This is a genomic window from Agromyces sp. NPDC058126, from assembly GCF_042884595.1.
Classification (GTDB): domain Bacteria; phylum Actinomycetota; class Actinomycetes; order Actinomycetales; family Microbacteriaceae; genus Agromyces.
Window position 1 is genome coordinate 310,054 of the sequence record NZ_JBHVTS010000003.1, and the last position, 26,394, is coordinate 336,447.

At 72.4% G+C, this 26,394-nt stretch carries 23 protein-coding genes and 1 tRNA gene; 10 read left to right on the plus strand and 14 right to left on the minus strand.

What is annotated here, in order from left to right:
• Nucleotides 1–41: 41 nt before the first annotated feature.
• Together ACFVTR_RS10485 and ACFVTR_RS10490 are read right to left on the minus strand one after the other, a co-directional pair.
• Entirely contained in the window at nucleotides 42–1,064 is a 1,023-nt protein-coding gene (locus ACFVTR_RS10485) for a tRNA (adenine-N1)-methyltransferase (RefSeq protein ID WP_387037070.1), read from the minus strand.
• Complete coding sequence (locus ACFVTR_RS10490) at nucleotides 1,061–1,735, minus strand: HAD family hydrolase (RefSeq protein WP_387037072.1); 675 nt, start codon at nucleotides 1,733–1,735, stop codon at nucleotides 1,061–1,063. Before ACFVTR_RS10490 ends, ACFVTR_RS10485 begins: the two co-directional genes overlap by 4 nt.
• Before the next feature lie 108 nt (nucleotides 1,736–1,843).
• Here ACFVTR_RS10490 and ACFVTR_RS10495 point away from each other — a divergent pair, with 108 nt between their 5' ends.
• Nucleotides 1,844–2,719 (plus strand): proteasome assembly chaperone family protein, encoded by an 876-nt coding sequence (locus tag ACFVTR_RS10495; RefSeq protein WP_376945835.1) that lies wholly within the window; start codon nucleotides 1,844–1,846, stop codon nucleotides 2,717–2,719.
• Between the two features lie 37 nt (nucleotides 2,720–2,756).
• Here the strand turns inward: ACFVTR_RS10495 and ACFVTR_RS10500 are convergent, their stop codons facing one another.
• Nucleotides 2,757–3,575: an undecaprenyl-diphosphate phosphatase gene (locus ACFVTR_RS10500; protein ID WP_387037074.1), complete on the minus strand. Its 819-nt coding sequence runs from the start codon at nucleotides 3,573–3,575 to the stop codon at nucleotides 2,757–2,759.
• Nucleotides 3,576–3,639: 64 nt separating this feature from the next.
• Nucleotides 3,640–4,986, minus strand: a complete 1,347-nt coding sequence (locus ACFVTR_RS10505) for a M20/M25/M40 family metallo-hydrolase (RefSeq protein ID WP_387037077.1) — start codon at nucleotides 4,984–4,986, stop codon at nucleotides 3,640–3,642.
• Between the two features lie 192 nt (nucleotides 4,987–5,178).
• Between ACFVTR_RS10505 and ACFVTR_RS10510 the strand changes: the two genes are divergently transcribed.
• Nucleotides 5,179–5,262: transfer RNA gene (locus ACFVTR_RS10510), tRNA-Leu, on the plus strand.
• 93 nt (nucleotides 5,263–5,355) lie between these two features.
• On the opposite strand, the gene ACFVTR_RS10515 is transcribed toward ACFVTR_RS10510, so the two are convergent.
• Nucleotides 5,356–6,066 (minus strand): SOS response-associated peptidase, encoded by a 711-nt coding sequence (locus ACFVTR_RS10515; RefSeq protein ID WP_387037079.1) that lies wholly within the window; start codon nucleotides 6,064–6,066, stop codon nucleotides 5,356–5,358.
• 95 nt (nucleotides 6,067–6,161) lie between these two features.
• Between ACFVTR_RS10515 and ACFVTR_RS10520 the strand changes: the two genes are divergently transcribed.
• From ACFVTR_RS10520 to ACFVTR_RS10540, 5 genes are all read left to right on the plus strand, one after another.
• Nucleotides 6,162–6,917: a hypothetical protein gene (locus ACFVTR_RS10520; protein WP_387037082.1), complete on the plus strand. Its 756-nt coding sequence runs from the start codon at nucleotides 6,162–6,164 to the stop codon at nucleotides 6,915–6,917.
• The gene (locus tag ACFVTR_RS10525; RefSeq protein WP_387037087.1) at nucleotides 6,914–8,458 is read left to right on the plus strand and encodes a DNA polymerase Y family protein; all 1,545 of its coding nucleotides are present in this window, start codon (nucleotides 6,914–6,916) and stop codon (nucleotides 8,456–8,458) included. Before ACFVTR_RS10520 ends, ACFVTR_RS10525 begins: the two co-directional genes overlap by 4 nt.
• Nucleotides 8,458–11,925, plus strand: coding sequence for an error-prone DNA polymerase (locus ACFVTR_RS10530; protein ID WP_387037089.1), 3,468 nt, complete (start codon nucleotides 8,458–8,460; stop codon nucleotides 11,923–11,925). The genes ACFVTR_RS10525 and ACFVTR_RS10530 overlap by 1 nt, the downstream gene beginning before the upstream one ends.
• A 39-nt stretch (nucleotides 11,926–11,964) precedes the next feature.
• Nucleotides 11,965–13,188: an MFS transporter gene (locus ACFVTR_RS10535; protein ID WP_387037091.1), complete on the plus strand. Its 1,224-nt coding sequence runs from the start codon at nucleotides 11,965–11,967 to the stop codon at nucleotides 13,186–13,188.
• Between the two features lie 92 nt (nucleotides 13,189–13,280).
• Nucleotides 13,281–14,150, plus strand: coding sequence for a DUF3097 domain-containing protein (locus ACFVTR_RS10540; RefSeq protein WP_387037093.1), 870 nt, complete (start codon nucleotides 13,281–13,283; stop codon nucleotides 14,148–14,150).
• Between the two features lie 45 nt (nucleotides 14,151–14,195).
• Here ACFVTR_RS10540 and ACFVTR_RS10545 read toward each other — a convergent pair whose 3' ends face one another.
• From ACFVTR_RS10545 to ACFVTR_RS10555, 3 genes are read right to left on the minus strand one after another with little or no spacing between them, the layout of a single operon-like run.
• On the minus strand, nucleotides 14,196–14,966 hold the full coding sequence (locus ACFVTR_RS10545) for an SDR family oxidoreductase (RefSeq protein ID WP_387037095.1): 771 nt from the start codon (nucleotides 14,964–14,966) through the stop codon (nucleotides 14,196–14,198).
• Nucleotides 14,967–14,997: 31 nt separating this feature from the next.
• Nucleotides 14,998–16,077, minus strand: a complete 1,080-nt coding sequence (locus tag ACFVTR_RS10550) for a sensor histidine kinase (protein WP_387037097.1) — start codon at nucleotides 16,075–16,077, stop codon at nucleotides 14,998–15,000.
• The gene (locus ACFVTR_RS10555; protein WP_387037099.1) at nucleotides 16,070–16,792 is read right to left on the minus strand and encodes a response regulator transcription factor; all 723 of its coding nucleotides are present in this window, start codon (nucleotides 16,790–16,792) and stop codon (nucleotides 16,070–16,072) included. The genes ACFVTR_RS10550 and ACFVTR_RS10555 overlap by 8 nt, the downstream gene beginning before the upstream one ends.
• A gap of 88 nt (nucleotides 16,793–16,880) precedes the next feature.
• Between ACFVTR_RS10555 and ACFVTR_RS10560 the strand changes: the two genes are divergently transcribed.
• Nucleotides 16,881–17,564 (plus strand): M15 family metallopeptidase, encoded by a 684-nt coding sequence (locus ACFVTR_RS10560; RefSeq protein WP_387037101.1) that lies wholly within the window; start codon nucleotides 16,881–16,883, stop codon nucleotides 17,562–17,564.
• Nucleotides 17,561–18,208: a VanZ family protein gene (locus tag ACFVTR_RS10565; RefSeq protein ID WP_387037103.1), complete on the plus strand. Its 648-nt coding sequence runs from the start codon at nucleotides 17,561–17,563 to the stop codon at nucleotides 18,206–18,208. Before ACFVTR_RS10560 ends, ACFVTR_RS10565 begins: the two co-directional genes overlap by 4 nt.
• Here ACFVTR_RS10565 and ACFVTR_RS10570 read toward each other — a convergent pair.
• Nucleotides 18,169–19,263, minus strand: coding sequence for a VIT1/CCC1 transporter family protein (locus tag ACFVTR_RS10570; protein WP_387037105.1), 1,095 nt, complete (start codon nucleotides 19,261–19,263; stop codon nucleotides 18,169–18,171). The two genes, ACFVTR_RS10565 and ACFVTR_RS10570, sit on opposite strands and share 40 nt — an antisense overlap.
• Nucleotides 19,264–19,479: 216 nt before the next feature.
• Nucleotides 19,480–19,956 (minus strand): Lrp/AsnC family transcriptional regulator, encoded by a 477-nt coding sequence (locus ACFVTR_RS10575; protein ID WP_376945220.1) that lies wholly within the window; start codon nucleotides 19,954–19,956, stop codon nucleotides 19,480–19,482.
• A 111-nt stretch (nucleotides 19,957–20,067) separates the two neighbouring features.
• Between ACFVTR_RS10575 and ACFVTR_RS10580 the strand changes: the two genes are divergently transcribed.
• Nucleotides 20,068–21,333: a trans-sulfuration enzyme family protein gene (locus ACFVTR_RS10580; protein WP_387037107.1), complete on the plus strand. Its 1,266-nt coding sequence runs from the start codon at nucleotides 20,068–20,070 to the stop codon at nucleotides 21,331–21,333.
• Here the strand turns inward: ACFVTR_RS10580 and ACFVTR_RS10585 are convergent.
• The 4 genes from ACFVTR_RS10585 to ACFVTR_RS10600 all read right to left on the minus strand — a co-directional run bounded on the left by ACFVTR_RS10585 (nucleotide 21,285) and on the right by ACFVTR_RS10600 (nucleotide 26,361).
• Nucleotides 21,285–22,670 carry an MFS transporter gene (locus tag ACFVTR_RS10585; protein WP_387037109.1) on the minus strand — a complete coding sequence of 462 codons (1,386 nt, stop codon included), beginning with the start codon at nucleotides 22,668–22,670 and terminating at the stop codon, nucleotides 21,285–21,287. The two genes, ACFVTR_RS10580 and ACFVTR_RS10585, sit on opposite strands and share 49 nt — an antisense overlap.
• A gap of 131 nt (nucleotides 22,671–22,801) precedes the next feature.
• Nucleotides 22,802–23,974 carry a globin domain-containing protein gene (locus ACFVTR_RS10590; protein ID WP_387037111.1) on the minus strand — a complete coding sequence of 391 codons (1,173 nt, stop codon included), beginning with the start codon at nucleotides 23,972–23,974 and terminating at the stop codon, nucleotides 22,802–22,804.
• A gap of 85 nt (nucleotides 23,975–24,059) precedes the next feature.
• Nucleotides 24,060–24,527 carry an RrF2 family transcriptional regulator gene (locus tag ACFVTR_RS10595; RefSeq protein WP_387037113.1) on the minus strand — a complete coding sequence of 156 codons (468 nt, stop codon included), beginning with the start codon at nucleotides 24,525–24,527 and terminating at the stop codon, nucleotides 24,060–24,062.
• Nucleotides 24,528–24,534: 7 nt separating this feature from the next.
• Nucleotides 24,535–26,361 (minus strand): DEAD/DEAH box helicase, encoded by a 1,827-nt coding sequence (locus tag ACFVTR_RS10600; RefSeq protein WP_387037115.1) that lies wholly within the window; start codon nucleotides 26,359–26,361, stop codon nucleotides 24,535–24,537.
• Nucleotides 26,362–26,394: the final 33 nt, after the last annotated feature.

Genomic DNA, 26,394 nt, shown 5'->3' on the forward strand with positions numbered 1-26,394 from the left:
ATCCTCGATTCTTCGATGGGTCGCGGAGGGGCGTTGAAAGCCTACCCGTCCGAGTCGGACGGTTCGTTCTCGTCGGCGGGGCCGGTGGAACCGGCCTTTCGGGCCGCGGCACCGGCCGCGCGCACGCGCTTGCGGAGGCTCTTGTCGCTGACCTGCCGCTCGCCGAGTGCGCCGGGCGTCCACGCCTCGACGTCCTCCGCGCTGAACTCGGTCTTCGACGGGCGTCGCTTGAGCTCGGGCAGCACGGTGTCGGGCGCGAGGCGGCGGGCCGTGATGAGGAACCCGGTGTGGGCGATCATCCGGTGGTCGGGACGCACGGCGAGGCCCTGCACGTGCCAGCCGCGCACCATCGTCTCGGAGGACTGGGGCTCGGTGTACTCCCCCGTCGCCCGGATCGCCTCGGCGACGCGCGAGAGCTGGGTGGCGGTCGCGATGTAGCAGAGCAGCACGCCGCCGGGCTTCAGGGCGGCCGACACGGCGTCGAGGCACTCCCAGGGGGCGAGCATGTCGAGCACGACCCGGTCGACGCTGCCGTCGTCGATCGTCTCGGGCAGCACCTCGGCGAGGTCGCCGAGACCGATCGACCAGTTCTCGGGCACGGCGCCGTGGAAGGTCGCGACGTTGCCGCGGGCGACCTCGGCGAAGTCGTCGCGCCGTTCGAAGGAGTGGAGTCGCCCGTTCGCGCCGATCGCGCGGAGCAGCCACAGCGAGAGCGCGCCCGAGCCGACGCCGGCCTCGACGACCGTCGCGCCCGGGAAGATGTCGGCCTGCGCGAGGATCTGCGCGGCGTCCTTCGGGTAGACGATCGCCGCGCCGCGCGGCATCGACATCACGAAGTCGCTGAGCAGCGGGCGCAGTGCGAGGTACTCGATGCCGACCTGGTTCGCGACGACCGAGCCGTCGGGCAGGCCGATGAGGTCGTCGTGCGCGATGAGGCCCTTGTGCGAGTGGAACATCTGGCCCGGCTCGAGCGTGATGGTGTGCATGCGGCCCTTGGGGCCGGTGAGCTGCACCCGGTCGCCGACGCGGAACGGCCCGCTCTGCTCGCCACGGCTCGCGTTCATCGTGCGACCTCCTCTGCGGTGAGGAGCGCGGCGACGTCGGCGACGGTCGTCCCTTCGAGCGTCGGCCAGATGACCGTCGAGGGCACGTCGTCGAGCTCGAGGATGTTGGGGATGCCGACGGCGACCGCGCCGGCGGTGAAGGCCGAGGTCAGCCCCGCGGGCGAGTCCTCGAAGGCGACGCAGTCGGCGATGTCGACACCGAGTTCAGCAGCGGCCTGCAGGTAGGGCTGCGGGTGCGGCTTCGCGTGCTCGACCGAGTCGCCGGTGACGATGACGTCGAACGCGGTGAACGGGATCGCCGAGATGATCTCGTCGGCCATCGAGCGCAGCGACATGGTCACGAGCGCGGTGGGCACGGATGCCTCGCGCAGCGCCTCGAGCAGTTCGCGGGCGCCCGGGCGCCATGGCACACCGTGCTCGACCAGCATCTCGCTGACGCGGCCGGTCAGGCGGTTCACGATCGTGTCGGCGTCGAGGTCGACGCCCTTCGCCTGGAAGACCCGGGCCGACTCCCAGAGGCCGCTGCCGACGAGGGCGAGCGCCTCCTCGTGGCTCCAGCTGCCGCCGAAGGCCTCGACGAGCTCCTCCTCGGCGGCCATCCAGTAGCGTTCGGTGTCGACGAGGGTTCCGTCCATGTCCCAGAGGGCGGCGGCAGGCAGTCGTGTGGTCACAACCCCCAAGTCTACGGGCACGCCCTATTGTGGAGAGGACCCCGGGCGTCCGGGGCGGGAAGCGGGGCACCAGCAGTGAATCAGCCGGCCGGATTCGAAGGTCGAAGGCTGCTCGTGGTCGCCTTCGAAGGCTGGAACGACGCCGGTGAGGCGGCGACCGGAGCAGCGAAGCTCCTCAGCGAGCGGCTCGGCCTCGTCGAGATCGCCGCGGTCGACCCCGAGATCTACTTCGACTACCAGTTCACGCGCCCCACGATCGTCACCGCCGACGACGGCTCCCGTCAGCTCGAATGGCCGGGCGCGGCGATCCTCGGACCCAGCGGCCGGGGCGATCTCGACGATCCGGTGACCGGCCCCGGGGCATCCGGACTGCACGTGCTCATGGGCGCCGAGCCCGCGCGCAGCTGGAAGGGCTTCGCCGCCGAACTCGTCGACGCGGCGCTCGCCGCCGACATCGACGGCGTCGTGCTGCTCGGCGCGATGCTCGCCGATGCCCCGCACACGCGCCCCCTGACCGTCTTCGCGTCGAGCGAGAACCCCGAGGTGCGCAGCGCGCTCGGCGTCGAGCGCTCGACCTACGAGGGGCCCGTCGGCATCCTCAGCGTGATCGCCGACCAGGCCGAGCGCGCGGGCATCCCGACCGTGTCGCTCTGGGCCTCCGTCCCCCACTACGTGCACAACGCGCCGTCGCCGAAGGCCGTGCTCGCGCTCCTCGGCAAGCTCGAGGAGCTCACCGGGCTCTCGATCCCGCGCGGCAGCCTCGAGGTCGACGCGCAGGCGTGGGAGGCCGGCGTCGACGCGCTCGCCGCCGAAGACGAGGAGATGGCCGGCTACATCACCCAGCTCGAGCAGGCCCGCGACGCGGTCGACGCCCCCGAGGCGAGCGGCGAGGCGATCGCGCAGGAGTTCGAGCGCTACCTCCGTCGCCGCGGCGACGGCCCCGAAGGGCGCGCCGACGGGCGCGGCGGCCCGGCCGCACCCTGACGACCGATCTCGGCCCGCGACGACCGCGGTCGGTCGCTCAGGCCTGGATCGCGCCGGTGGCGAGCATGGCGAACAGCGCGCCGCCGAGCACGATGCGGTAGATCACGAACGGCAGGAAGCTGTGCTTCGAGATCCAGCTCATGAAGAACGCGATCACGAGGATGCCGACCACGAACGCGACGAGGGTCGCCGCCGCGGTCTCGATCGGGCCGTAGACCGAGGGCTCGTCGAGGCTCTTCACGAGCTGGAAGAATCCGCTGCCGAACACGGCCGGGATCGCGAGCAGGAACGCGTAGCGGGCGGCCGCGGCGCGCTCGTAGCCGAGCAGCAGCCCCATCGTGATCGTGCCGCCCGACCGGGAGACACCCGGGATGAGCGAGAGCGACTGCGCGAAGCCGTACAGCACGCCGTGCGGGTAGGTCAGCTGGTCGAGCTTGCGGCGCTTCGCGCCGGCCCAGTCGGCGAGGCCGAGGATGATGCCGAAGACGACGAGCATCGTCGCCGTGATCCAGAGCGAGCGGAGCGTCGACTCGATCGCGTCCTGGAAGAGGAGCCCGAACACCACGATCGGGATCGAGCCGATGATGATGAGCCAGCCCATGCGCGCATCGGGGTCGTTGCGGGGCACGCGCCCCGTGAACGAGCCGAACCAGTGCGAGACGATGCGCACGATGTCGCGCCAGAAGAAGACGACCACCGCCGTCTCGGTGCCGAGCTGCGTGATGGCGGTGAACGCCGCCCCCGGGTCCTGCGCGCCGGGCAGGAACTCCCCCAGGATGCGCAGGTGGGCGCTCGAGGAGATCGGGAGGAATTCGGTCAGGCCCTGGACGAGTCCGAGGATGAGCGCTTCGATCACGTGGTTGCTGTCGCCTTCCGTCTCCGCGCGCGGCGGATCTCTGCTTCGGCCGTCGACGGGCCGGTCAGTACTCGAGGAGCAGGTCGCGGAGGACCTGCCTCCCGAAGACTAGTGCGTCGAGCGGCACCCGCTCGTCAACGCCGTGGAACATCGCAGGGAAGTCCAAGCCTTCGGGCAGCCGGAGCGGGGCGAAGCCGTAGCCGGCGATGTCGAGCCGGCTGAGGGCCTTGTTGTCGGTGCCGCCCGAGAGCAGGTAGGGGAACACCGGCGCGCCCGGATCGTGCGCCGCGAGCGAGCGCTTCACCGCGTCGACAAGGCTGCCGGAGGTCGAGCTCTCGAGCCCCACGTCGCGATGCACGATCTCGATCTCGATGTCGTCGCCGACGAGCGCCTGCACCTCGGCGAGCACCGCCTCCTCCTCGCCGGGAAGGGTGCGGACATCGATCAGCGCCTCGGCGCGGTCGGGGATGACGTTGTGCTTGTAGCCCGCCTCGAGCAGGGTCGGGTTGGAGGTCGTGCGGAGCGTGGCCGTGATGAACCCCGAGGCCGAGCCGGTCGCGAGGGCGAGCTCGTCGGGCGAGACCTGCTCGGGGTCGACGCCGAGCACGCCCGCGATCTCGCCGAGGAGCTCGCGCGTCGTGTCGGTGAGCCGGATCGGCCAGTCGGTGCGACCGAGCACGGCGACGGCCTCGGCGAGGCGCGTGATCGCGTTGTCGCGGATGCGGCGGGATCCGTGCGCTGCGACGCCGCGGGCGACGAGCTTGATCCAGAGCAGCGACTTCTCCCCCGTCTGCAGCAGGTACGCCCGCCGGCCTCCGACGGTGATCGAGTAGCCGCCGACCTCGCTGATGGCCTCGGTCGCCCCCGCGAAGAGCTCGGGGTGGTGATCGACGAGCCAGCTCGAACCGGCACCGCCGCCCGCCTCCTCGTCGGCGAAGAACGCGAACACGAGCTCGCGCTCGGGCAGGCGCCCCGAGCCGAGGATGTCGCCGAGGGCGGCGAGCATCATCGCGTCCATGTCCTTCATGTCGACCGCCCCGCGGCCCCACAGCATGCCGTCCCGGACTTCGCCCGCGAAGGGGTCGACGCTCCAGTTGCGGGCGTCGGCGGGGACGACGTCGAGGTGGCCGTGCACGACGAGCGCCGGCTTCTCGGGGTTGCGGCCGGGCACGCGCGCGACGACGCTCGTGCGCCGGGGCTCGGGTTCGAACAACTGCGGGGCGAGTCCGAGGGCGGCGAGCTTCGCCTCGACGTACTCGGCGGCCTCGCGCTCGCCGTTGGCCCGGCCCGAGCCGTAGTTCGACGTGTCGAAGCGGATCAGGTCGCGGGCGATCACCGCCGTCTCGTCGAGCTCCGTCCCCGCAGGGCTCGTCACGGGGTTCGTCGCTGATTTCTCGGATGCCTCGACCATGCGCTCCACGCTAGTCGTTGGCCTCGATCCGTGGCCCCAGACGCCTGAGAAGGTCGTTCGGAACCGGTTTTTCGGGGTGCCATCCGGGGTTTCACCGGGGCGAGCAAGCGCAGGGCGCCGTTTGGTCAAAACGGCCTCTGAAACCGTGCTAATCTCTTCTACGGCCGCTGAGAGATCAGCGGAGAGACACAAGCGCGGGTGGCGGAAATGGCAGACGCGCTAGCTTGAGGTGCTAGTGCCCTAACGGGCGTGGGGGTTCAAGTCCCCCCTCGCGCACGCTTGTGTCGAGAAGGCCGGATCAGATTCTGATCCGGCCTTCTCGCGTTTCAGGGGCTCTTCCTCATCTTCCGACTCGGAGCCTGGTTCAGGTCACAGCGTCTCGCTCGGTTCGACGGGCGTGATGAGCTCGGGGCCGTTGTCGCCGAGCGGGGCGACCTCGTGGAATCGCAGCTCGAGCACCATCGGCCGTGACGCGGCGACCGCCTGGTCGACGAGCGACTGATCGCCTTTCGTCTCGGGGTCGAGCCAGGTCGCCCAGAACTCGGGCGGCAGCATGACCGGGATGCGGTCGTGGATGTCGGCGAGCCCGCCCGTCGCGTCGGCGGTGATGATGGTCGCGGTGAGCACCCACCGGTCGGGGTCGTCGTCGGCCTTCGTGCGATCGCGCCACCACGAGTACAGCCCCGCGAAGGCGATTGGGCCGTCGTCGGCATGGATGAAGTACGGCGTCTTGCGCTTGCCGACGGTGTGCCACTCGTAGTAGCCGTCAGCCGGGATGAGTGCACGCTTGCCTTGCAGCGAGGCGCGGAACGCCGAGGAGGTCGCGACGCCCTCGGACCGGGCGTTGAAGGTCGGGTACTTGAGCTTCAGCTCTTTCGAGAACGAGGGCACGAGCGACCAGCGCGCCGACTCGAGCCGCCGCACCACCGGCCCCTCCTTGTTCGACTCGATGACGACGGGGATCTGCTCGGTCGGCCGCACGTTCCAACTCGGCTCGGGCAGCCCTTCGCCGACCGTGTCGATGTCGAAGAGCGCCACCAGATCGGGGGCCGTATCGGAGATGACGAAGCGTCCGCACATGGCGTCAGGCTACCCCGCGCCGCCGACATCCGAGCCGGGTGGACGGACGGTGCATCCGACTTGCCGTATTCGAACATTTGTTCGAAACTGAAGTGGTGACACTGGCTGCTCCGCTCGACTCCCCGACCGCTCGCCTCGAGCGCGTCGACGAGTTGCAGGCGCGCATCCAGGGCATGCAGTCCACCCGGCTCGAGACCCGCGCGGTGCCCACCCACCCGGCCTTCGCGGGGCTCCTGCCGGGCGGCAGCCTGCGCGAGGGCACCGTCGTCGAGGCGCTGGGTTCGACCACCCTCGTGATGGCCCTGCTCGCGGCGCCCTCGGCGAGCGGGCGCTGGGTCGCCGTCGTCGGCATGCCCGAGTTCGGCGTCGAGGCGGCCGCCCGGTTCGGCATCGAGCTCGAACGGCTCGTGCTCGTCCCCGAGCCCGGTCGGCAGTGGCTCGCGGTGGTGGCGGCCCTGGCCGACGTCATCCCCGTCGTCGCCGTCCGATCGGCCCAGCGGGTCGCTCCCGCCGAGGCGTCGCGGCTCGCGGCCCGACTGCGCGAGCGCGGCACCACGCTCATCGCCGCCGGAGCCTGGCCGGGCGCCGACGCGAGCCTCGGCGTCGAGCTGAGCGAATGGCACGGCCTCGAACTGGGGCACGGCCTCCTCGACGAGCGCGAGGTCGTCGTGAGCGCGGCCGGCCGGGGCGGGTTCGCGAAGCGGCGACGCTCGCGGCTGCGCCTGCCCGATCGTGCGCTCGGGTTCGCGGTGGCCGACGACGCGGCGGGCGAGGTCGGCCCGGCCCATCCCGTCGCCGCGGCATCGCGGCTCGCGCCCGTGATCCACGCCGACTTCGCGAGGCCGGCATGACCGCCGTCTTCCCCGCCCGGGCGATCGTGCTCTGGTGCCCCGACTGGCCCGTCTTCGCGGCCGCCCGCGAGGCCGGACTCGACCCCGCGGCGCCGCTCGCGCTCACCGAGGGCGGCGCGGTGCACTCGTGCTCGGCGGCCGCCCGCCGCGACGGGGTCGTGCGGGGGCTGCGGCTGCGCGAGGCGCAGTACCGCTCCCCCGCGATCACCGTGCTGCCGTACGACCCGGTGCTCGACGTGCGCGCCTTCGAACCGGTGGTGCGGCAGGTCGAGCAGACCGTCCCAGGGGTGCAGATCGTGCGGCCGGGCACGCTCGCGATGCGCGCCCGCGGGCCGGCCAGGTACTACGGCAGTGAGGATGCCGCGGCGCGTGCCCTCCTCGAGACCGTCGAGCGGCTCGGGGTGGCCGGCGCCCGGGTCGGCATCGCCGACGGCCCCTTCGCGGCCGAGCAGGCGGCGCGTGCCGTGCGCTCCTCGCCGGTGGGCATCGTGGCGCCCGGGGGCTCGGCCGCGTTCCTCGCGCCGCTGCCCGTCGGCCTCGTCGTCGACGATCGCACCCGCACGCTGCTCAACCGGCTCGGCGTGCGCACGCTCGGCGAGTTCGCGGCGCTGCCGCAGGCCGACGTGCGGCGGCGCTTCGGCGCCGCAGGCGCCTTCGGCCACGATCGGGCTGCCGGGCGCGAGTCGACGGGGGTGGCGGCCCGCACCCCGCCGCCCGAGTTCGAGATCGCCGCCGAGTTCGAGCCGCCGCTCGACCGCATCGACCAGCTCGCCTTCGCGTTCCGGGTGCGCGCCGAAGAGTTCATCGACCGCATGCGGGCGGCGCGGCTCGTGTGCACGGCCATCCGGGTCGAGCTCGACGACGAACGCGGCGGGCACTCCGCCCGCAGCTGGCTGCACCCGCGCTGGTTCACCCCGGCCGACGTGGTCGACCGGGTGCGCTGGCAGCTGCAGGGCGCCGGTACCGCCGACACCGGGCTCGCCTCGCCGATCACGAAGCTGCGGGTGATCCCCGAGCGGGTCGACGGCACCGCGAACCACGAGGCCGGGCTCTGGGGCCAGGGGCCCGACGAGCGCGTGCACCACGCACTGACCCGCGTGCAGAGCATGCTCGGGCACGAGGGGGTGGTGACGGCGGCGGTCGGCGGCGGTCGCATGCTCGCCGACCGTCAGGTGCTCGTCCCGTGGGGCGATCGTGCACCCGAGCACCGGGAGGCGCCGTGGCCCGGCAGCCTGCCCGCGCTCGCACCGGCGAGCGTGTTCCGCGAGCGGCATCCGGTCGCCCTGCTCGACGCGGCCGGCGCCCCCGTCGCGATCGACGAGCGTGGAGCGATCTCGGCCCCGCCCGAGCGTTTCGCGGTCGGCCGCGGCGCCTCCGAGCAGGTGCGGGCGTGGGCGGGGCCGTGGCCCGTCGTCGAACGCTGGTGGGATGCCGAGCGGGCCCGCCGGGTGCATCGCTTCCAGATCGTCGACCATGACGGCTGCGCGTGGCTGCTCGTGCGCGACGACGAGGGCTGGTGGGCCGAGGCGAGGTACGACTGATGGGGTGGAACAACCCCGAGATCCCCTGGTCGGAGCTCGAGCGCACGCTCTCCGACCGGCGTCGCCCGAACCCGGGCGCGTCGAAGCTCATCGCCGACGGCGGCGACGGCCCGGCGTTCAGTCGCAAGCGCCAGCCGTACCGTCCGAGCGAGGGGCTCGCCGCGCCCGACGGGCCGGTGGTGCCCTACGCCGAGCTGCACGCGCACTCCAACTACAGCTTCCTCGACGGCGCCTCGGCGCCCGAGCAGCTCGTCGAGGAGGCGCATCGACTCGGCCTCTCGGGCATGGCCATCACCGATCACGACGGCTTCTACGGCATCGTGCGCTTCGCCGAGGCGGCCGAGAGCTTCCCCGAGCTCACCACCGTCTTCGGCGCCGAGCTCTCGCTCGGGCTCAGCGCCCCGCAGATGGGCGCCGCCGACCCCGAGGGCGAGCACCTGCTCGTACTCGCCCGCCGGGAGGAGGGCTACCACCGGCTCGCCTCGGCGATCACCGCCGGGCAGCTCGCGGGCGGTGAGAAGGGCCGTCCGGTCTACGAGCTCGAGGCGCTCGCCGAGCGTGCGGGCGGCGAATGGGTCATCCCCACCGGCTGCCGGAAGGGCGCGGTGCGACGCGCCCTCCACGACGGCGGCGCCGAGGCCGCGTGGCGCGAGCTCGACCGCCTGATCGCGCTCTTCGGGCGCGAGCAGGTCGTGGTCGAGCTCTTCGACCACGGCGCTCCGGCCGACCAGCGCGCGAACGACGTGCTCGCGGGGCTCGCCGAACGGGCGAGGCTCCCGCTCCTGGCGACGAACGCGGTGCACTACGCGACCCCGCCCGAGCACCGGCTCGCGAACGCCCTCGCCGCGGTGCGCGCCCGGCGCAGCCTCGACGAACTCGACGGGTGGCTGCCGGCCTCCGACGGCATGCACCTGCGCAGCGGCGCCGAGATGCAGGCCCGCTTCGCCCGCTACCCGGGCGCGGTCGGGCACTCGGTCGTGCTCGCCGACGAGCTCGGCTTCACCCTGCGCAGCGCCCGTCCGCGCCTGCCCCGACAAGAGGTGCCCGAGGGGCACACCTCGATGAGCTGGCTGCGCGAACTCGTCTGGCAGGGTGCCGCCGAGCTCTACCCGGGGGTGCCCGAGCACGTGCGCACGCGGCTCGAGCACGAGCTCGCGGTGATCGAGCAGAAGGACTTCCCCGGCTACTTCCTGATCGTGCACGACCTCGTGAGCGAAGCCCGGCGGCGAGGCATCCTCTGCCAGGGGCGGGGCTCGGCCGCGAACTCGGCCGTCTGCTACGCCCTGCGCATCACCGCCGTCGACTCGATCAAGTTCGACCTGCCGTTCGAACGCTTCCTCTCGGCGCTGCGCGACGAGGAGCCCGACATCGACGTCGACTTCGACTCCGACCGGCGCGAGGAGATCATCCAGTACGTCTACGCGAAGTACGGCAGGCAGAACGCCGCGCAGGTGGCGAACGTGATCAGCTACCGGCCGAAGGTCGCGGTGCGCGACATGGCGAAGGCGCTCGGCTACGGCACCGGCCAACAAGACGCCTGGTCGCGGCAGGTCGAACGCTGGGGCGCCGTCGTCGAGACCGACGACCACGACATCCCCGCGCCGGTGATCGCGCTCGCCGAGCAGGTGCTCGGCTTCCCGCGGCACCTCGGCATCCACTCGGGCGGCATGGTGCTCACCGACCGGCCGGTGGGCGAGGTCTGCCCCATCGAGCACGCCCGCATGCCGAACCGCACGGTCCTGCAATGGGACAAGGACGACTGCGCCTGGATGGGGCTCGTGAAGTTCGACCTGCTCGGGCTCGGCATGCTCGCCGCCCTGCAGTACACCTTCGACCTCGTGCGCGAGCACACGGGCGAGGTGTGGGAACTGCAGTCGATTCCCAAAGAAGAGGCTGCCGTCTACGACATGCTCTGCCGGGCCGATTCGATCGGCGTCTTCCAGGTCGAGAGCCGTGCGCAGATGGGCACCCTCCCCCGGCTGAAGCCGCGCCGGTACTACGACCTCGTCGTCGAGATCGCGCTCATCAGGCCCGGCCCGGTGCAGGGCGGCGCGGTGCACCCGTATATCCGCCGCCGAACCGGCGAAGAGGAGGTCAGCTACCTGCACCCGAATCTGAAGCCGGTTCTCGAACGCACCCTCGGCGTGCCGCTCTTCCAGGAGCAGCTCATGCAGATGGCGGTCGCGGTCGGCGGGTGCACGGCAGCCGACGCCGACCTGCTGCGCCGGGCGATGGGCTCCAAGCGCGGGGTCGAGAAGATCTCGAAGCTGCGCGCGAAGCTCTTCGAGGGCATGGCGGCCAACGGCATCTCCGACGACGACGCCCAGGCGATCTACGCGAAGATCGAGGCATTCGCGAACTTCGGCTTCGCCGAGAGCCATGCCCTCGCCTTCGCCCTGCTCGTCTACACGAGCTCGTGGCTGAAGCTGCACTACCCCGCCGCGTTCCTGGCGGCGCTGCTGCGCGCACAGCCCATGGGGTTCTACTCGCCGCAGACCCTCACCGCCGATGCGCGGCGTCACGGCGTGCGGGTGCTGCGCCCCGATGTGCTGCGCTCGGGCGCGCACGCGGGGCTCGAGGTGCTCGTGCCGGCGGGCGGCTCGAGCGGCGCCGGCGGTGGGGCGGATGCCACGTGGTCGCCCCGCGATGTCCGCCGCCCGCCGACGGGCCTCCGCGCCTGCACCGAGGCCGAGCAGCCGCCGATCGGCGACTTCGACCGCGCGGCGCCCGACCGTTCGGCCGAGCACCGGCGCGATGCCGCCTTCGCCGTCCGGCTCGGCCTCGCCGACGTGCAGGCGATCGGCGAGCAGGTGGCGCAGCGCATCGTCGACGAGCGCGAGGCCCACGGCCCCTACCGCGACATGGCGGACGTCTCGCGGCGGGCCGGTCTCGACACCGAGCAGCTCGAGGCGCTCGCCGCGGCCGGCGCCTTCGACGGCTTCGGGCTCGCCCGTCGCGAGGCGCTGTGGCTCGCCGGCGAGGCGGCGCAGGATCGCGCGGAGTTCCTGCCGGGCTCGGTCGTGGTGGTGCAGCCGCCGCTCCTGCCGATGCTCTCGCCGGCCGAGCAGGTCGTCTACGACCTCTGGTCGACCGGCATCTCCCCCGACGACCATCCGATCCGCCACATCCGCGAGCGGCTCGACGAGCGCGGGGCGATCCGCATCGACCGCCTCCTCGATGTCGAGTCGGGTCGACGGGTCGAGGTCGGCGGGGTCGTGACGCACCGGCAACGCCCCGCGACGGCCTCGGGCATCACCTTCCTGAACCTCGAAGACGAATCGGGCACCCTCAACGTGATCGCCGGGGTCGGCGTCTGGAACCGGTACCGGCGCATCGCCAGGGAGGCGCCCGCGATGGTGGTGCGCGGCATCCTCGAGCGCTCGAAGGAGGGGGTGACGAACCTCATCGTCGATCGCTTCGAGTCGCTCACCGTCGCCGCGCCCTCGCGGTCGCGCGACTTCCGGTGAAGCCCGCTCCTTCGGGGTCACGAGGAATATCCTGACCTCGTGGGGAGCCACGATCCACGACCGTCGAAGTCCGGGCGGCGGGCGATCGCCCGCCGATCGGCCTCCACGCGCCTGTTCACGCGCGCCTTCATCGCACTCGGAGTTGCGGAGCTCTGCTACTTCACCGCGACCGGCGTCGCCATCTTCGCGCTGCCCTTGTACGTGACCGGTCCGATCGGCGGCGACGAGACCGTGGCAGGGCTGGCATTCGGTGCCTTCGCCTTGTCGGCGCTCGTGCTGCGTCCGCTCGCCGGTCGTCTCGCGGACGCGATCGGTCGCCTCCCGCTCCTGCTGGGCGGCGCCGTTCTCGCCGCGATGAGCCTGGCATTGCTCGGCCTCGCCGCGGACCTCGCCACCGTGATCGCGCTGCGGTTGCTCGCAGGCGTCGCGGAAGCGGCCTTCTTCGTCGCGGGGTTCGCCGCCCTCGCGGATCTCGCACCCGAGGAACGCCTCGGAGAGGCACTGTCGTACAACTCGCTCGGGCTCTACCTCGGTATCGCACTGGGACCGCCGCTCGGAGAGGCCCTCGTCGGCGGCGGAGGCTATCCCCTCGTCTGGGCGGGTGCCGCCGCGCTCGCCGCCGTCTCGGCCGGACTCACGCTCTTCGTCGGAGAGACGCGGGTACGGGGCCTCGCCGTCGGGGCGGAACGCCACCTCGTCCACCGGCCCGCGCTGCCGATCACGCTCGGCTTCCTCGCCTCGCTGGTGGCGATGGGCGGGTTCCTCGCGTTCGCCTCATTGCATTCCACACGGGTGGGCCTCGAGAACGCGAGCCTCGCCCTGTTCGTCTACGGCGGTGTCGTGGTCGTCTGCCGCATCGCCTTCGCCAAGGTGCCCGACCGGCTGCCGTCCCTCGCCCTCGGCGCGGCGGCGCTCACCGCGATCGGCATCGGCCTCGTGATCGCTGCGATCTGGCCTGCCCCCGTGGGATTAGTGATCGGTGCGGGCGTCACCGCCGTCGGCGTCGCCTTCAGCACCCCGGCGTTCTTCGCGGCGATCTTCGCGACGGCATCACCGGCGCAGCGCGGCGTGGCATCCGGCACCGCCAGCGCGGCGATCGACCTCGGCCTGGGAATCGGACCCATCGTGCTCGGCGTGGTCGCCGACGCCGCGGGCATTCCGTGGGCGTTCCTCGTCGGGGCGGCGATCGCCGGCGCCGGTGCCCTCTGGACGCTGACCCTCCGGCGTCGCGAGACGGCGTCCGTCCGACACCCGAACGACTGACACGATCCCACGACGACGGGTGGAGATCCCGGCCTGCCCGCTCCTGCTCGTGTCGCACGGGAACCCATCCCGGCCTCCGATAGCCTCGTGCGGTGCCCGCAACGCCTCCCTTCGACCACGACCCGACCGACCGCTACGGCGGTGACGTGCTCTCAGGCGACTGGCGCGCCCGCGGCCGCACCGTGATCCCCACGGTCGAGGCCGAGCGCGAGCTCGTCGTCGAACTCGTCGAGTCAGGCTTCTGCGGCGCCGTGGTCGGCGTCGCGAAGGGCACCGTGACCCTCGAGGACCGATTCGGCAAGCACCGGATGTTCCCGCTCGGCCACGGCTTCCTCGTCGACGGCCGGGCCGTGCAGCTCGTCGCACCGAAGCCGAAGGCGCCGACGGGCCGGCTGCGCACCGCCTCGGGCTCGTTCGTCGCCGAGGCCTCCCCCGCGAAGGTCGCACTGCCGAGCCGCATCTTCGTCGAGGGTCGGCACGACGCCGAACTCGTCGAGAAGATCTGGGGCGCCGACCTCCGTGTCGAGGGCGTCGTCGTCGAGTACCTCGAGGGTGTCGACGTGCTGCCCGAGACGCTCGCGGAGTTCCGCCCCGGCTCGGGCCGGAAGGTCGGCGTGCTCGTCGACCACCTCGTGCCCGGCTCGAAGGAGCAGCGCATCGCCGATGCCGTCGCCCGCGGCCCGCACGGTGCGCACGTGCTCGTGGTGGGGCATCCGTACATCGACATCTGGCAGGCCGTGAAGCCCGCCCGCATCGGCCGAACCGAGTGGCCGACGATCCCGCGCGGCACCGAGTGGAAGCACGGCATCTGCGAGGCCTTCGGCTGGCCGCACGAGGATCAGGCCGACATCGCCCGCGCCTGGCAGCGCATCCTCGGGCAGGTGCGCGGCTACGGCGACCTCGAGCCCGCCCTGCTCGGCCGGGTCGAAGAGCTCATCGACTTCGTGACGACGCCCGCCTGAACCGTCGCAGACGAGGAGCTCAAAGCGACGCCGGCGCAGGCCGGATCAGATCGAGAAGCCGCCGTCGCTGTGGATCAGCTGGCCGGTCACCCAGCGGGACTCGTCCGAGACGAGGAATCGCACGAGCCGGGCGGCGTCCTCGGGGGTGCCGAGCCGCCCGGTCGGCTGCTGGGCGGTGAGCGCCGCGCACGTCGCGTCGTCCATCCAGCCGGTGTCGACCGGTCCCGGGTTCACGAGGTTCGCGGTGATGCCGAGCGGCGCGAGCTCGCGGGCCGCCGCGATCACGATGCGGTCGAGCGCTCCCTTCGACGCGCCGTAGGGCAGGTTGCCGACGACGTGGTCGCTCGTGAGCGCGACGATGCTGCGGCGGCCGTCGCGGCCGTCGCCCTCGCCGGACGGCGCCTGCTCGGCGAACGACTTGACGAGCAGCCACGCGGCGCGCGTGTTGACGGCGAAGTGCCGGTCGAAGCTCTCGGTCGAGGTGTCGAGGATGCCCGAGTCGACGCTCTGCGCGTGCGAGAGCACGAGGGCGCGCACGGGGCCGAGCTCGGCTGCCCGCGCGACGAGACGGGCCGGCACCTCGGGGTCGGCGAGGTCGGCGTCGAGCGCGACCGCGCGGGCTCCGAGCGACCGCAGTTCGGCCTCGAGCGCGGCGGGGTCGCGATCGGGGTCGCCGCCGAGGGACATCCGCCGGTCGTAGTCGCCGAGGTGGCTGAACGCGACGTTCCAGCCGTCGGCGGCGAGGACCGTCGCGATCGCCCAGGCGATCGTGTTGCGACGGCCGGCGCCGGTGATGAGGGCGACGGGGCGGGTCATGGGCCTCCTCGAAGGCGAAGGGGTCAACAGGTCACGTTGCGGCGGGCAGCGTCACGACAACGCGAAGCCCTCCGCCCTCACGAGCTGCGAGGGCGAGGGAGCCGCCGTGCGCCCGAACGATGCTCTTCACGATAGCGAGGCCGAGACCGACGCCGCTCCGGTCGGTCCTGATGCGGTCGCCGCCGCGGCGGAACGGTTCGGTGAGCGTCGAGACGAGCGCGGGGTCGAGCGGCTCGCCGGTGTTCTCGACGACGAGCACCGCCGCCCCCGGGTACGACGAGGTGGTGACCTGCACGGTGCCGCCGGTACGGAGGTTGTGCACGATCGCGTTGTGCACGAGGTTCGTCGTCAGCTGCAGCAGGAGCGCCGGCGAGCCGAGGGCGACGGCGACCTGGCCGGAGACCTCGAGCGAGATGCCCCGCTGCTCGGCGAGCGGCAGCAGGGTCTCGGCGGCGTGCTCGGCGAGCAGCGAGAGGTCGACGGACTCCCTGGCGAACGACTGCTGGTCTGCACGGCTGAGCATGAGCAGCGCCTCGATGAGATCGATGGCCCGGGTGTTGACCGTCTGGAGCCCCTCGATGAGCGCCGCGGTGTCGCGCTGCGGATCGTCGCGGGCCACGTCGAGGAGCGTCTGGGTGATCGCCAGCGGGGTGCGCAGCTCGTGCGAGGCGTTCGCGGCGAAGCGACGCTGCTCGTCGACGTGGGCCTCGAGCTGCGCGAGCATCGCGTCGAAGCTGTCGGCGAGCTCGCGGAACTCGTCGTCACGTCCTTCCATCTCGATGCGGTGCGAGAGCGAGCCGCTCGCGGCCCGCCGCGTGGCCTTCGTGATGCGCCGCAGCGGAGCGAGCATCCGGCCGGCGAGGAACCATCCGCCGGCGAGCCCGAGCACGAGGAGGAAGAGGAGCGCCCAGGCGACCGCCGGCGCGAAGGCCCGGATGAGGTCGTCGCGCCCCGGCACGAAGCCGCCGATGGTCGCGATCGCCTCGGCCGGCACGTATCGCAGGAGGAACGCCCAGACCACCGCAAGCAGCAGCGCTCCGGCGACCATGAGGAATCCCGCGTAGCTCAGGGTGAGCTTGAGCCGCACGCTGATTCCGGGCGCCCTATCCATGCGATCCGCCCCCGCCCTCGGCGGGTCCGTCGCCCACCCGGTCGCCCAGGGCCTGGCCGGTGTCGATGCGGTAGCCCACGCCGGGCACCGTGGCGATGAGCCAGGGCTCACCGAGTCGCTTCCGCAGCGCCGAGACGGTGATGCGAACCGCGTTGGTGAAGGGGTCCGCGTTCTCGTCCCACGCCCGCTCCAGCAGCTCCTCGGCGCTGATCACCCCGCCCTCGGCCGCGACGAGCACCTCGAGCACCGCGAACTGCTTGCGGGTGAGTGCGACGTAGCGCCCGTCGCGGTGCACCTCGCGGCGGAACGCGTCGAGCCGCAGGCCCGCGATCTCGCGAACCGGGGGCCGGTTGTGCGCACGCCGGCGATCGAGCGCGCGCAGGCGCAGCACCAGCTCGCGGAGCGCGAAGGGCTTCGTGAGATAGTCGTCGGCCCCGAGTTCGAACCCAGACGCCTTGTCGTCGAGCCGATCGGCCGCGGTGAGCATGAGGATCGGGATGCCGCTGCCGGAGGCGACGATGCGTCGGGCCACCTCGTCGCCGGACGGACCGGGGATGTCGCGGTCGAGCACGGCGAGGTCGTAGGCGTTCACGCTCAGCAGTTCGAGGGCGGTGGCGCCGTCGCCCGCGATGTCGGCGGCGATCGCCTCGAGCCGCAGCCCGTCGCGGATGGCCCCGGCCAGGAGTGGTTCGTCCTCGACGATCAGCACGCGCACGCTTCCGATAGTACGAGGCGGCGCATATCGCCCGCGTATGCGAATCGGCATACGCTCCGGCAACACGCCCTCGCGTTGGCTGGTGCGCATGACCTCGAAGCTCCATCCCGAGACCTCCGCGAACCGCGCCGGCCGCACCCGTCGCGCCGGCCCGTTCGCCCTGCTCATCATGCTCGCGCTCGCGATCGCCACCGCGCTGCTCGTGACGGCGATCGTCGGTTCGCTCGGCGAACCGCCGTCGTCGGCGACGCCGGTGACCGGCGAGGGGTCGCTCCCCGGAGCCGGACCGGCTCGCGACGGCGAGGGCGTCGCCTCGCTCATGGAGGGCGACGGCCGGGTCGGCGGCGGCGTGACCGTCTTCGACGACGGCGAGGCCGCGGTCGCGAACCTCGACCCCACCCTCCTCGACGCCGTCCGTCGGGCGGCGACGGACGCCGAGGCCGAAGGCATCGCCTTCGTCGTCAACAGCGGCTGGCGTTCGGCCGCCTACCAGGACGAGCTGCTGCAGGACGCCATCGCCGAATACGGCTCGGCCGAGGAGGCGGCACGATGGGTCGCCACCGCCGCGACCTCGCCGCACGTGCAGGGCGACGCGATCGATCTCGGCTGGTGGGAGGCGACGACGTGGCTCTCGGAGCATGGCGCCGCCTACGGCCTCTGCCAGATCTACGCGAACGAATCGTGGCACTTCGAGCTGCGGCCCGAGGCGGTCGACGACGGATGCCCCGAGCCCTACGCGGACCCCACCGAGGATCCGAGGATGCAGCGATGACCACGACGACGGGCCGCCCGGCCGCGCCTGCCGCTGAGGCATCCCCGTTGCGCACCTCGACCCGCGCGCTCGTGATCGTGCTGTTCGCGAGCTACCTCGCGCTGCTCGTGTGGATCGTGCTGTGGAAGTTCGAGGCGCCGTGGATCGGCGACGGCTCGCGGCGGGTGATCAAGCTCGTGCCGTTCGCCGACACCGCCGAGTTCGGCGCGAGCGCACCCCGCGAGGTGCTCGCGAACCTCGCGTTCTTCGTGCCGTTCGGCGTCTACCTCGGCCTCCTCCGGCCGACGTGGCGGTGGTGGCGGGTCGCGGCGATCACCGCAACCGTCAGCCTCGCTCTCGAGGCCCTGCAGTTCGCGCTCGCCGTCGGCAGCACGGACTCGACCGACGTGATCACCAATACGACGGGCGCCGTCGCCGGGTTCGCGCTCCTCGCGCTCGCCCGCCGGCGCTCAGGGGCGCGAGCGTCGGTCATCGCCGTGCGACTGTGCGCGATCGGGACCCTGCTGGCGCTGCTCGCGAGCCTGGCGATCGTCGCCACTCCGCTGGGCTACGGCCCTCCTGCCGACGGGCCCGGTCGGGTGCCGGTATCGATGCCGACGGGCGATCAGGCGAGGCTCGTGCCGAACGCCAGACCGAGCAGGTAGGTGACCGCCGCCGCACCGAGGCCGATCGCGAGCTGACGGAACGCGCGCTTGAGCGGCGAGGCGCCCGAGAGCAGACCCACGGTCGCACCGGTGAGGAGCAGGGCGATGCTCACGAGCACGGTCGCGGTGACGATCGCGGCGATCCCGGTCAGGCCGAACAGGTAGGGCAGCACCGGGATGAGCGCGCCCGAGGCGAAGAACAGGAAACTCGAGATCGCGGCGGACATGCCCGTGCCGACCGCCTCATCGTCGTGCTCCGCGACCGCGAGCGCATCGGTCGGCGCGTGCACCTGCTCGGCGGCCTGCACGCGGGCGACGACGAGCGCGGCATGCTCGACCGCCTCCTGCTCCCCCATGCCGCGCGCCCGGTAGACGAGCGCGAGTTCGTTCGCGTCGACATCGAGGTGCGGCAGCGCCTCGCGAGCGGTCGGGTCGGGGGCGGATGCCTCGAGCAGTTCCCGCTGCGAACGCACCGAGACGTACTCGCCCGCCCCCATCGAGAGCGCGCCGGCGAGGAGGCCCGCGATGCCGGTGAAGAGCACCACGCCCGGGGCGACGCCCGTCGCGCCGATGCCGAGCACGAGCGCGAGGTTCGAGACGAGGCCGTCGTTCGCGCCGAACACCGCAGCGCGGAAGGTTCCGGCGAGGCTGCGGCGGCCCCGTGCGGCGAGCCCGCGCACGACCTCGCCGTGGATGCGCTCGTCGGCCGCCATCGCCGGGGTCGCGTGCGGGTCGCTCGCGTACGGCGAGCGGGCCTCGGCGCGCTGAGCCAGCGCGAGCACGAAGATCGAGCCGAAACGGCGCGCGAGCGAGGCCAGCATGCGGGTGCGCAGGTCGGCGCGGGGCACCCCGCGGTCGTCGCCGCCCAGGAGGCGGAGCCAGTGCGCCTCGTGCCGGCCCTCGGCCGCGGCGAGGGCGAGCAGGATCTCGCGCTCCTCGCCGTCGCGGCGGGCGGCGAGCTCGCGGTAGACGGCGGCCTCGGCGCGCTCGGCGGCGAGGTAGCGGCGCCAGCGGTCGCGCTCGGCCGGGGTGCCCTGCGGCTGCTCGTCGGTCATGTGCTCTCCTCCGTCTCGCGGGCGCACCGGTGGATGGGGAGGCCGCCGGGTACCCGCGCCAGTGCGCGGCCGCGCTCACGGCCGACGTTCACGCTATCGGGCGCCACGGGGCCGAGCAGGCCGATTCGCCCGGATTGACAGCATTTCGGAGCGCCGAACGAGCACGCTCCGAACCCGCGAACCCGCGAACCGATGATCGACCCGCGGGGATCGCGGTCAGCCGACGAGCTTGTTCCAGCCGTCGCCGTCGACGTGCTCGAAGATGAGGTTCGTCTCGGTGTGGGCGACCGCGGGGTGACCGGTGAGGTGCGAGAGCACGAACTCGCGCAGCTCTTCCGCGTCGCGCGCGGCGACGTGGAGCAGGTAGTCCTCGGCACCCGCCATGTGGAACACGCCGAGCACACCGGGCAGGTGCGGCACCTGCGAGCGGAACGCGTCGATCTCGCTGCGGTCGTGCTTCACGAGCCGCACCGCGATGAGCGCCTGCAGCGAGACGCCGAGCGAGGCGAGATCGACTTCGACGCGGTAGCCGCGCACGGTGCCGAGCGCCTGGAGGCGCCGCAGCCGGAGCGACACCGTCGACTCGGCGACGCCGACCTCGGCGGCCAGCGCGGCGCCCGAGGCCCTGGCGTTCGTGGAGAGTGCCTGGAGCAGCGCGCGGTCGACGCGATCGAGTTCTGGTTTCTGCGCCATGTGTGGACTCCAAGCGGATCGATTCTGCAGATTCTGCGAGGCATCCAGAGTATCGCAATGATCGTGCAGGCCGAGTTGAGAGATTCAGCAGAATCTGCTTCAGTGCGAGCCATGCAGACATCGTCGTCGCACCTCGAGACCCGCGCCGTCCACGGCGGAATGAGCGGAGTCCGAGAGAGCGGATCCCACGTCCCCGTCATCGACTTCTCGACCACGAACCCGCTGGGCACGGTCGAGACCGGGGGGCTCTCCTACGAGGAGCTCGCCACCGGCCACGACCTCGGCGAGGGACGCTCGGCGGTGTACCAGCGGCTCTGGCAGCCCGGGGTCGCCCGCTTCGAGGAGTCCCTCGCCGGGCTCGAGGGCACCGACGGCGCCGTCGCCTTCGGCAGCGGCATGGCCGCGCTCGCCGCGGTGCTCATCGCGACCGCATCTGCAGGCAAGCCGCACGTCGTCGCGGTCCGCCCGCTCTACGGCGGCACCGACCACGTGCTCGAGAGCGGCCTGCTCGGCACCGAGGTGACCTGGGCGACGGTCGACGAGGTCGCCGACGCGATCCGCCCCGACACCGGGCTCGTCGTCGTCGAGACCCCCGCCAACCCGACGCTCGAGCTCGTCGACCTGAGCCGGCTCGCCGACGCCGCGGGCGAGGTCCCGCTGCTCGTCGACAACACCTTTGCGACCCCGGTGCTGCAGCGGCCCGCCCAGCACGGCGCGACGCTCGTGCTGCACAGCGCGACGAAGTACCTCGGCGGCCACGGCGACGTCATGGGCGGCGTGGTCGCCGCCGACCGCGACTGGGTCGAGCGACTGCGCCGGGTGCGGGCGCTCACCGGCGGTCTCCTCCACCCGATGGCCGCGTATCTCCTGCACCGCGGGCTCCGTACCCTGCCGCTGCGGGTGCGCGCCCAGCAGGAGACCGCGCGCGAGCTCGCCGAGCGCCTCGCAGGGCATCCCGCGGTCGCCCGCGTGCACTATCCGGGGCTGCCCGGCCAGGACCCGCAGGGTCTCCTCAGCACGCAGCTCGAGGGGCCGGGGTCGATCATCGCGCTCGAGCTCGCCGGCGGCTTCGATGCCGCGGTGCGGTTCACCGAGTCGTGCGAGCTCGTCACCCACGCGGTCTCGCTCGGCGGCGTCGACTCGCTCGTGCAGCACCCGGCTTCGCTCACGCATCGCCCCGTCGCGGGCGCCGCGAAGCCGGGCGACGCAGTCGTGCGCCTCTCGATCGGACTCGAGCACGTCGACGATCTCGCGGCCGATCTCCTCGCTGCGCTCGACGCAGCGGGGACGACCTCGGGCGCCGACCGTGCAGACCGCACCGACGCCGGTCAATCCGCCGGCGACGCCGACGAGGGCTCCTCGACCCGCGCCGCCTGAGGCGGGTTGCGGATCCCGAGCCAGGAGACGACTCCCCCGACGACGAGGAGGGCCGCGGTCGCGATCGCGGCCCGGTGGTAGCCGTCGACGTCGAGCGTCGAACCGACGATGACGCCGATCGAGGCGATCGCCACGAGTCCGGCGATGCGTGCGACGGCGTTGTTGACGGCAGAGCCGATGCCCGCCCTGGCGGGATCGACGGCCCCGAGGATGGCCGCGGTGAGCGGGGCGACGGTGATCGCCATGCCGAGCCCCGAGACGACGATGCCGGGCAGGAGCTCGGTCCAGAAGCCGACCTCCTCGGTCACGGCGAGCGTGAGCAGATACCCGACGGCGACGATGATCGGTCCCGCGGTCATGAAGATCCTCGGGCCGAACCTCGTCGAGAGCCCGCCGAACCACGAGCCCAGGAGGACGAGCATGATCGTCGGCGGCAGGGTCGCGAGACCCGCGGCAGTGGCGCTGAACCCGCCGAACTCCTGCAGGAAGATCGTGATCGCGAAGGGTCCGAGCGAGAAGGCCGCGTAGATGAAGAGCGTGGCGAGGTTGCCGGCGGCGAAGTTGCGGGCCTTGAAGAGGCTCAGCGGCAGCATCGGCTGCGGTGTGCGGCGCTCCCACCAGATGAAGAGCCCGAGCGCGATCACCCCGCCGATGAGCGGCACGAGCACGAGCGGCGAGTCCCAGCCGAGGCGCTCGCCCTCGATGAGCGCGAACACCGTGCCGCCCAGGCCGGCAACGCAGAGCGCGGCGCCGATCCAGTCGATGGGTGCGTGCTCGGAGGCGGGCTCGTCGCGCGCGATGCCCCGCAGCATCACGAGCGCGACGACGATCGGGATCAGGTTGATCCAGAACACGAGCCGCCACGACACGAGGTCGACGAGCAGCCCGCCGAAGAGCGGCCCGATGAGGAACGCGACCGTCGTCCACGCCGTCCAACGGCCGATCGCCTTGCCCTGATCGGCGAGCGGGAACGTCGCGACGATGAGCGCGAGCGAGCTCGGCACGAGCAGGGCGCCCGCGGCGCCCTGGAACGCACGCGCGACCACGAAGAACACGCCGTCGGGGGCCATCGCGCAGGCGATCGAGGTGACGCCGAAGCCGTAGAGCCCGATGCGGATCATGCGCGCCCGCCCGAACGAGTCCGAGAGCGAGCCGGCGAGCAGGATGAACGCGCCGAGCGTCAGCAGGTACGCGTCGACCGCCCATTGCTGCAGTGCGAGCCCGCCGCCGAGCTCCTCGGCGAGCGACGGCAGCGCCACGTTGATGACGGCTCCGTCGAGGAACGCGATGAACGAGACGATGATCGCGATGACGAGCACTCGGGTGCGGCGAGCCATGGGCGCCATGGTATCCCCCGGCCGCGGATGCCCCGCGCCTCCCTCGCGCGCGGCGGCGAGGCATCCCGTCGAATCGCAGAGAGGCGCCGACGGCACGAACGTGCCGCCGGCGCCCCTCGGTCGCCGGTCGCCTAGGCGGCGAGCCAGACGTCCGGTCCGAAGACCTCGTAGTGGATGTCCGTCGAGGCGACGCCCGCGGCGATCGCCTGCGAGCGGATGGAGCGCATGAACGGCAGCGGACCGCACAGGTAGAGCTTCGCGCCGGCCGGCATCTCGACGCCGTCGAGGCTCATGAAGCCGGTCTCCGCGTCGGCGGCGGTCGAGGGCTCCTCGAGCCAGAGGCGGAGCTCGGCGTTCGGCAGCGCCGCGACGGCCTCGCGCATCTGCGCTTCGAGGGCCCAGTTCTCGGCCCGCTGCTCGGCGTGGAGCACGAGCACGCGACGCTCGGACGCCGACCCCGCGAGCGACTGCAGGATGGAGGCGCTCGGCGTGCAGCCGATGCCGGCCGTCGCGAGCACGATCGGCGAGTCGCTGTCGTCGAGCTCGATGTCGCCGTACGGGTTCGAGAGCTCGACGACGTCGCCGACGTTCACGTGCCCGTGGAGGAACGGCGAGACCTCGCCGCCCTCGTCGAGCTTCGTCGTGAAGACGCGCTCGGTGAGCGAGTCGACGCGGTCGGAGAGCGAGTACTGCCGCGCCTGGTGGAGGCCGTCGGCGAGCTGCACGCGCACCGAGACGTACTGGCCGGGCGTGGCCCGGGTGACGGGCGTCTCGTCGGCGGGCGCGAGGCGGAAGGTGATCGATCCGGCGCCCGCCGCCTCCTTCGCGGTCACCCGCCACTCGGCCCACATGACGTCGTTCGCCTGGCGGGCGTACAGGCCCCGCTCGATCGCGATGAGCGCGTCGGCCATGAGCCAGTACACCTCGGTCCAGGCGGCGGCCACCTCGGGGGTGCAGGCGTCGCCCAGGTCGTCGGCGATGGCGGCGAACAGGTGCTCGTAGACGATCGGGTAGCCCGACTCGGGGATGCCGAGGGCGGCGTGCTTGTGCGCGATGCGCGAGAGCACCGCCTCGGGGAGGGTGTCGGGGTGCGCGAGGAGGTGCGAGGCGAAGGCGGCGATGCTGCCGGCGAGGGCCCGCTGCTGCGTGCCGTTCTGCTGGTTCGCCCGGCTGAACATCCCGTCGAGCAGCTCGGGGTGCGCGGCGAACAGGCGGGCGTAGAACTTCGGCGTGATCTCGCCGATGCGCTCGCCGATGACGGGCAGCGTGGCTTCGATGACGGGACGGGACTGCTCGGAAAGCATGGTTCTCCTCGGAACGGTCGTATCTGGCATTTGATATGCCAGATTCCGAGAACAGTTCTACACCCTGTAGAAAAGCGGGTGCAAATCAGGCGCCGCCGGATGCCTCGCGCACGCCGGGCAGCGGCAGCGGCAGCGGCAGCGAGACGAGCGACGGGCTCGCCGTGAGCCCCTCGACCGTCAGCCCGTCGAGCGTCGCGTAGAACGCCTCACGGGCGCGGTGGAGCGCCGATCGCAGCCGGCACCCCGCGATGAGCGGGCAGCTCGCGCCGTCGCTCGTGATGCAGTCCACGGGATCCTGGTGGCCGTCGAGCGACCGCAGCAGCCCGCCCACGCTGAGCGCGAGCCCGGCCTCGGTGATGCGGGCGCCGCCCATGCGGCCCCGGGCGACGTCGAGCGCGCCGCGCCGGCGCAGTTCGAGCACCGCCTTCGAGACGTGGTGGTACGGCACCCCGATGCGCTCGGAGATCTCACGGCTCGTGAGCTGCTCGCCCTGCTGGGCCCCCAGCAGCATCAGCGTGCGCAGGCACACGTCGGCGAACCCGTTGATCTTCACGCGACCATCATCGCCCCGAGAGTCGCCGTCGCACGAGTTCGATGCGCGACTGCAGTTGCGTCACCGTCGCCTGCGCGACCTCGGGGCCGCCGCACGCCCGGCGCAGCTCGGCATGCACGCTCGAGTGCGACTGGCCGCTCTGCCGCGCATAGAGCCCGACGATGCTGTTGAGCAGCGAACGCTGCTCCTTCAGGGTGCGGAAGAGCGCGACCGGCTCGGTCGATGCGCCGTCGCCGCCCTCGCCGTCGGCCTGCGACGCCGCCGCGTGCTTGCGCCGATCCCCCGCACGGCGCGCCTGTCGCGCCTGCCGGTGGCGCAGGAGCTCGGAGACCTGCTCGGGCTCGAGCAGCCCCGGGATGCCGATGAAGTCGAACTCCTCGTCGCTGCCGGGTTCGGCGAGCGTGCCGAACTCGGTGCCGTCGAACACGACCCGGTCGAACGAGGCGTCGGAGCCGAGCGCCTCCCAGGTGCCGAACTCCATCTCCTCGGAGGCGCGCTCCTCGCGGTTCGCCGACTCGAGCAGGCTGTCGTCGAGGCCGTCGTCGTCGGCGTCGGCGCCGCCGCGCCGGTCGAGGGCGTGGTCGCGCTCGCGCTCGAGCTGGGCGGCGAGCGACATCAGCACGGGGACGTTCGGCAGGAACACCGAGGCGGTCTCACCACGACGACGGGCCCGCACGAAGCGCCCGATCGCCTGGGCGAAGAACAGCGGCGTCGAGGAGCTCGTCGCGTAGACCCCGACGGCGAGGCGTGGCACGTCGACGCCCTCGGACACCATGCGCACCGCGACCATCCACCGGCGCGTGTTGCCCGCGAACTCCTCGATGTTCGCCGAGGCCTCCTTGTCGTCGGAGAGCACGACGGTCACCGGCTCGCCGGAGATCTGCTGCAGGATGTCGGCGTACGCCCGCGCCACCGTCTGGTCGGTGGCGAGCACGAGCCCGCCCGCATCGGGGATCGACTGGCGCACCTCGGTGAGGCGCCGGTCGGCGGCCCGCAGCACCGCGGGGATCCACTCGCCGCTCGGCTCGAGCGCCGTGCGCCACGCCGAGGAGGTGATGTCCTTGGTGTTGTCCTCGCCGAGCTTCGCCTCCATCTCGTCGCCGGCCTTCGTGCGCCAGCGCATGTGCCCGGCGTAGACCATGAACATGACGGGGCGCACGACGCCGTCGGCGAGTGCCCGGCCGTAGCCGTAGTTGTAGTCGGTCTTCGAGAGCCGCACGCCCTGCGCGTCGGGCTCGTACTCGACGAACGGGATGGGGGCGGTGTCGGAGCGGAACGGGGTGCCGCTGAGCGACAGCCGCTTCGTCGCCGGTTCGAACGCCTCGCGGATCGCGTCGCCCCACGAGAGCGTGTCGCCGCCGTGGTGCACCTCGTCGAGGATGACGAGCGAGCGCCCCGAGAGGGTCAGCTCGCGGTGCAGCGCGGGCCGCATGGCGACCTGCGCGTACGTGACGGCGACGCCGTGATAGTGCCGCGCCGAACGGCCGTGCGCGTTGCGGAACCCGGGATCGAGCCGGATGCCGACGCGGGCCGCCGCATCGGCCCACTGCCGCTTCAGGTGGTCGGTGGGCGCGACGACCGTGATGCGGTCGATGACGCGCCGACTGCGGAGCTCGGCGGCGAGGCGGAGCGCGAAGGTCGTCTTGCCGGCGCCGGGCGTCGCCGCGGCGAGGAAGTCGCGCGGGAGCTCGTCGAGATACTGCTCGAGCGCCTCGGCCTGCCAGGCCCGCAGCTTCGACGCGGTACCCCATGCGGCCCGCTCGGGGAACGAGGGTGAGAGGTGTTCGGCCGCCGAGGTGCCCGGATGGGCCCCGGATGGTGTCGCTGTACTCACTGGATTCGAGGGTAGCGGAGCCCTGCGACATCC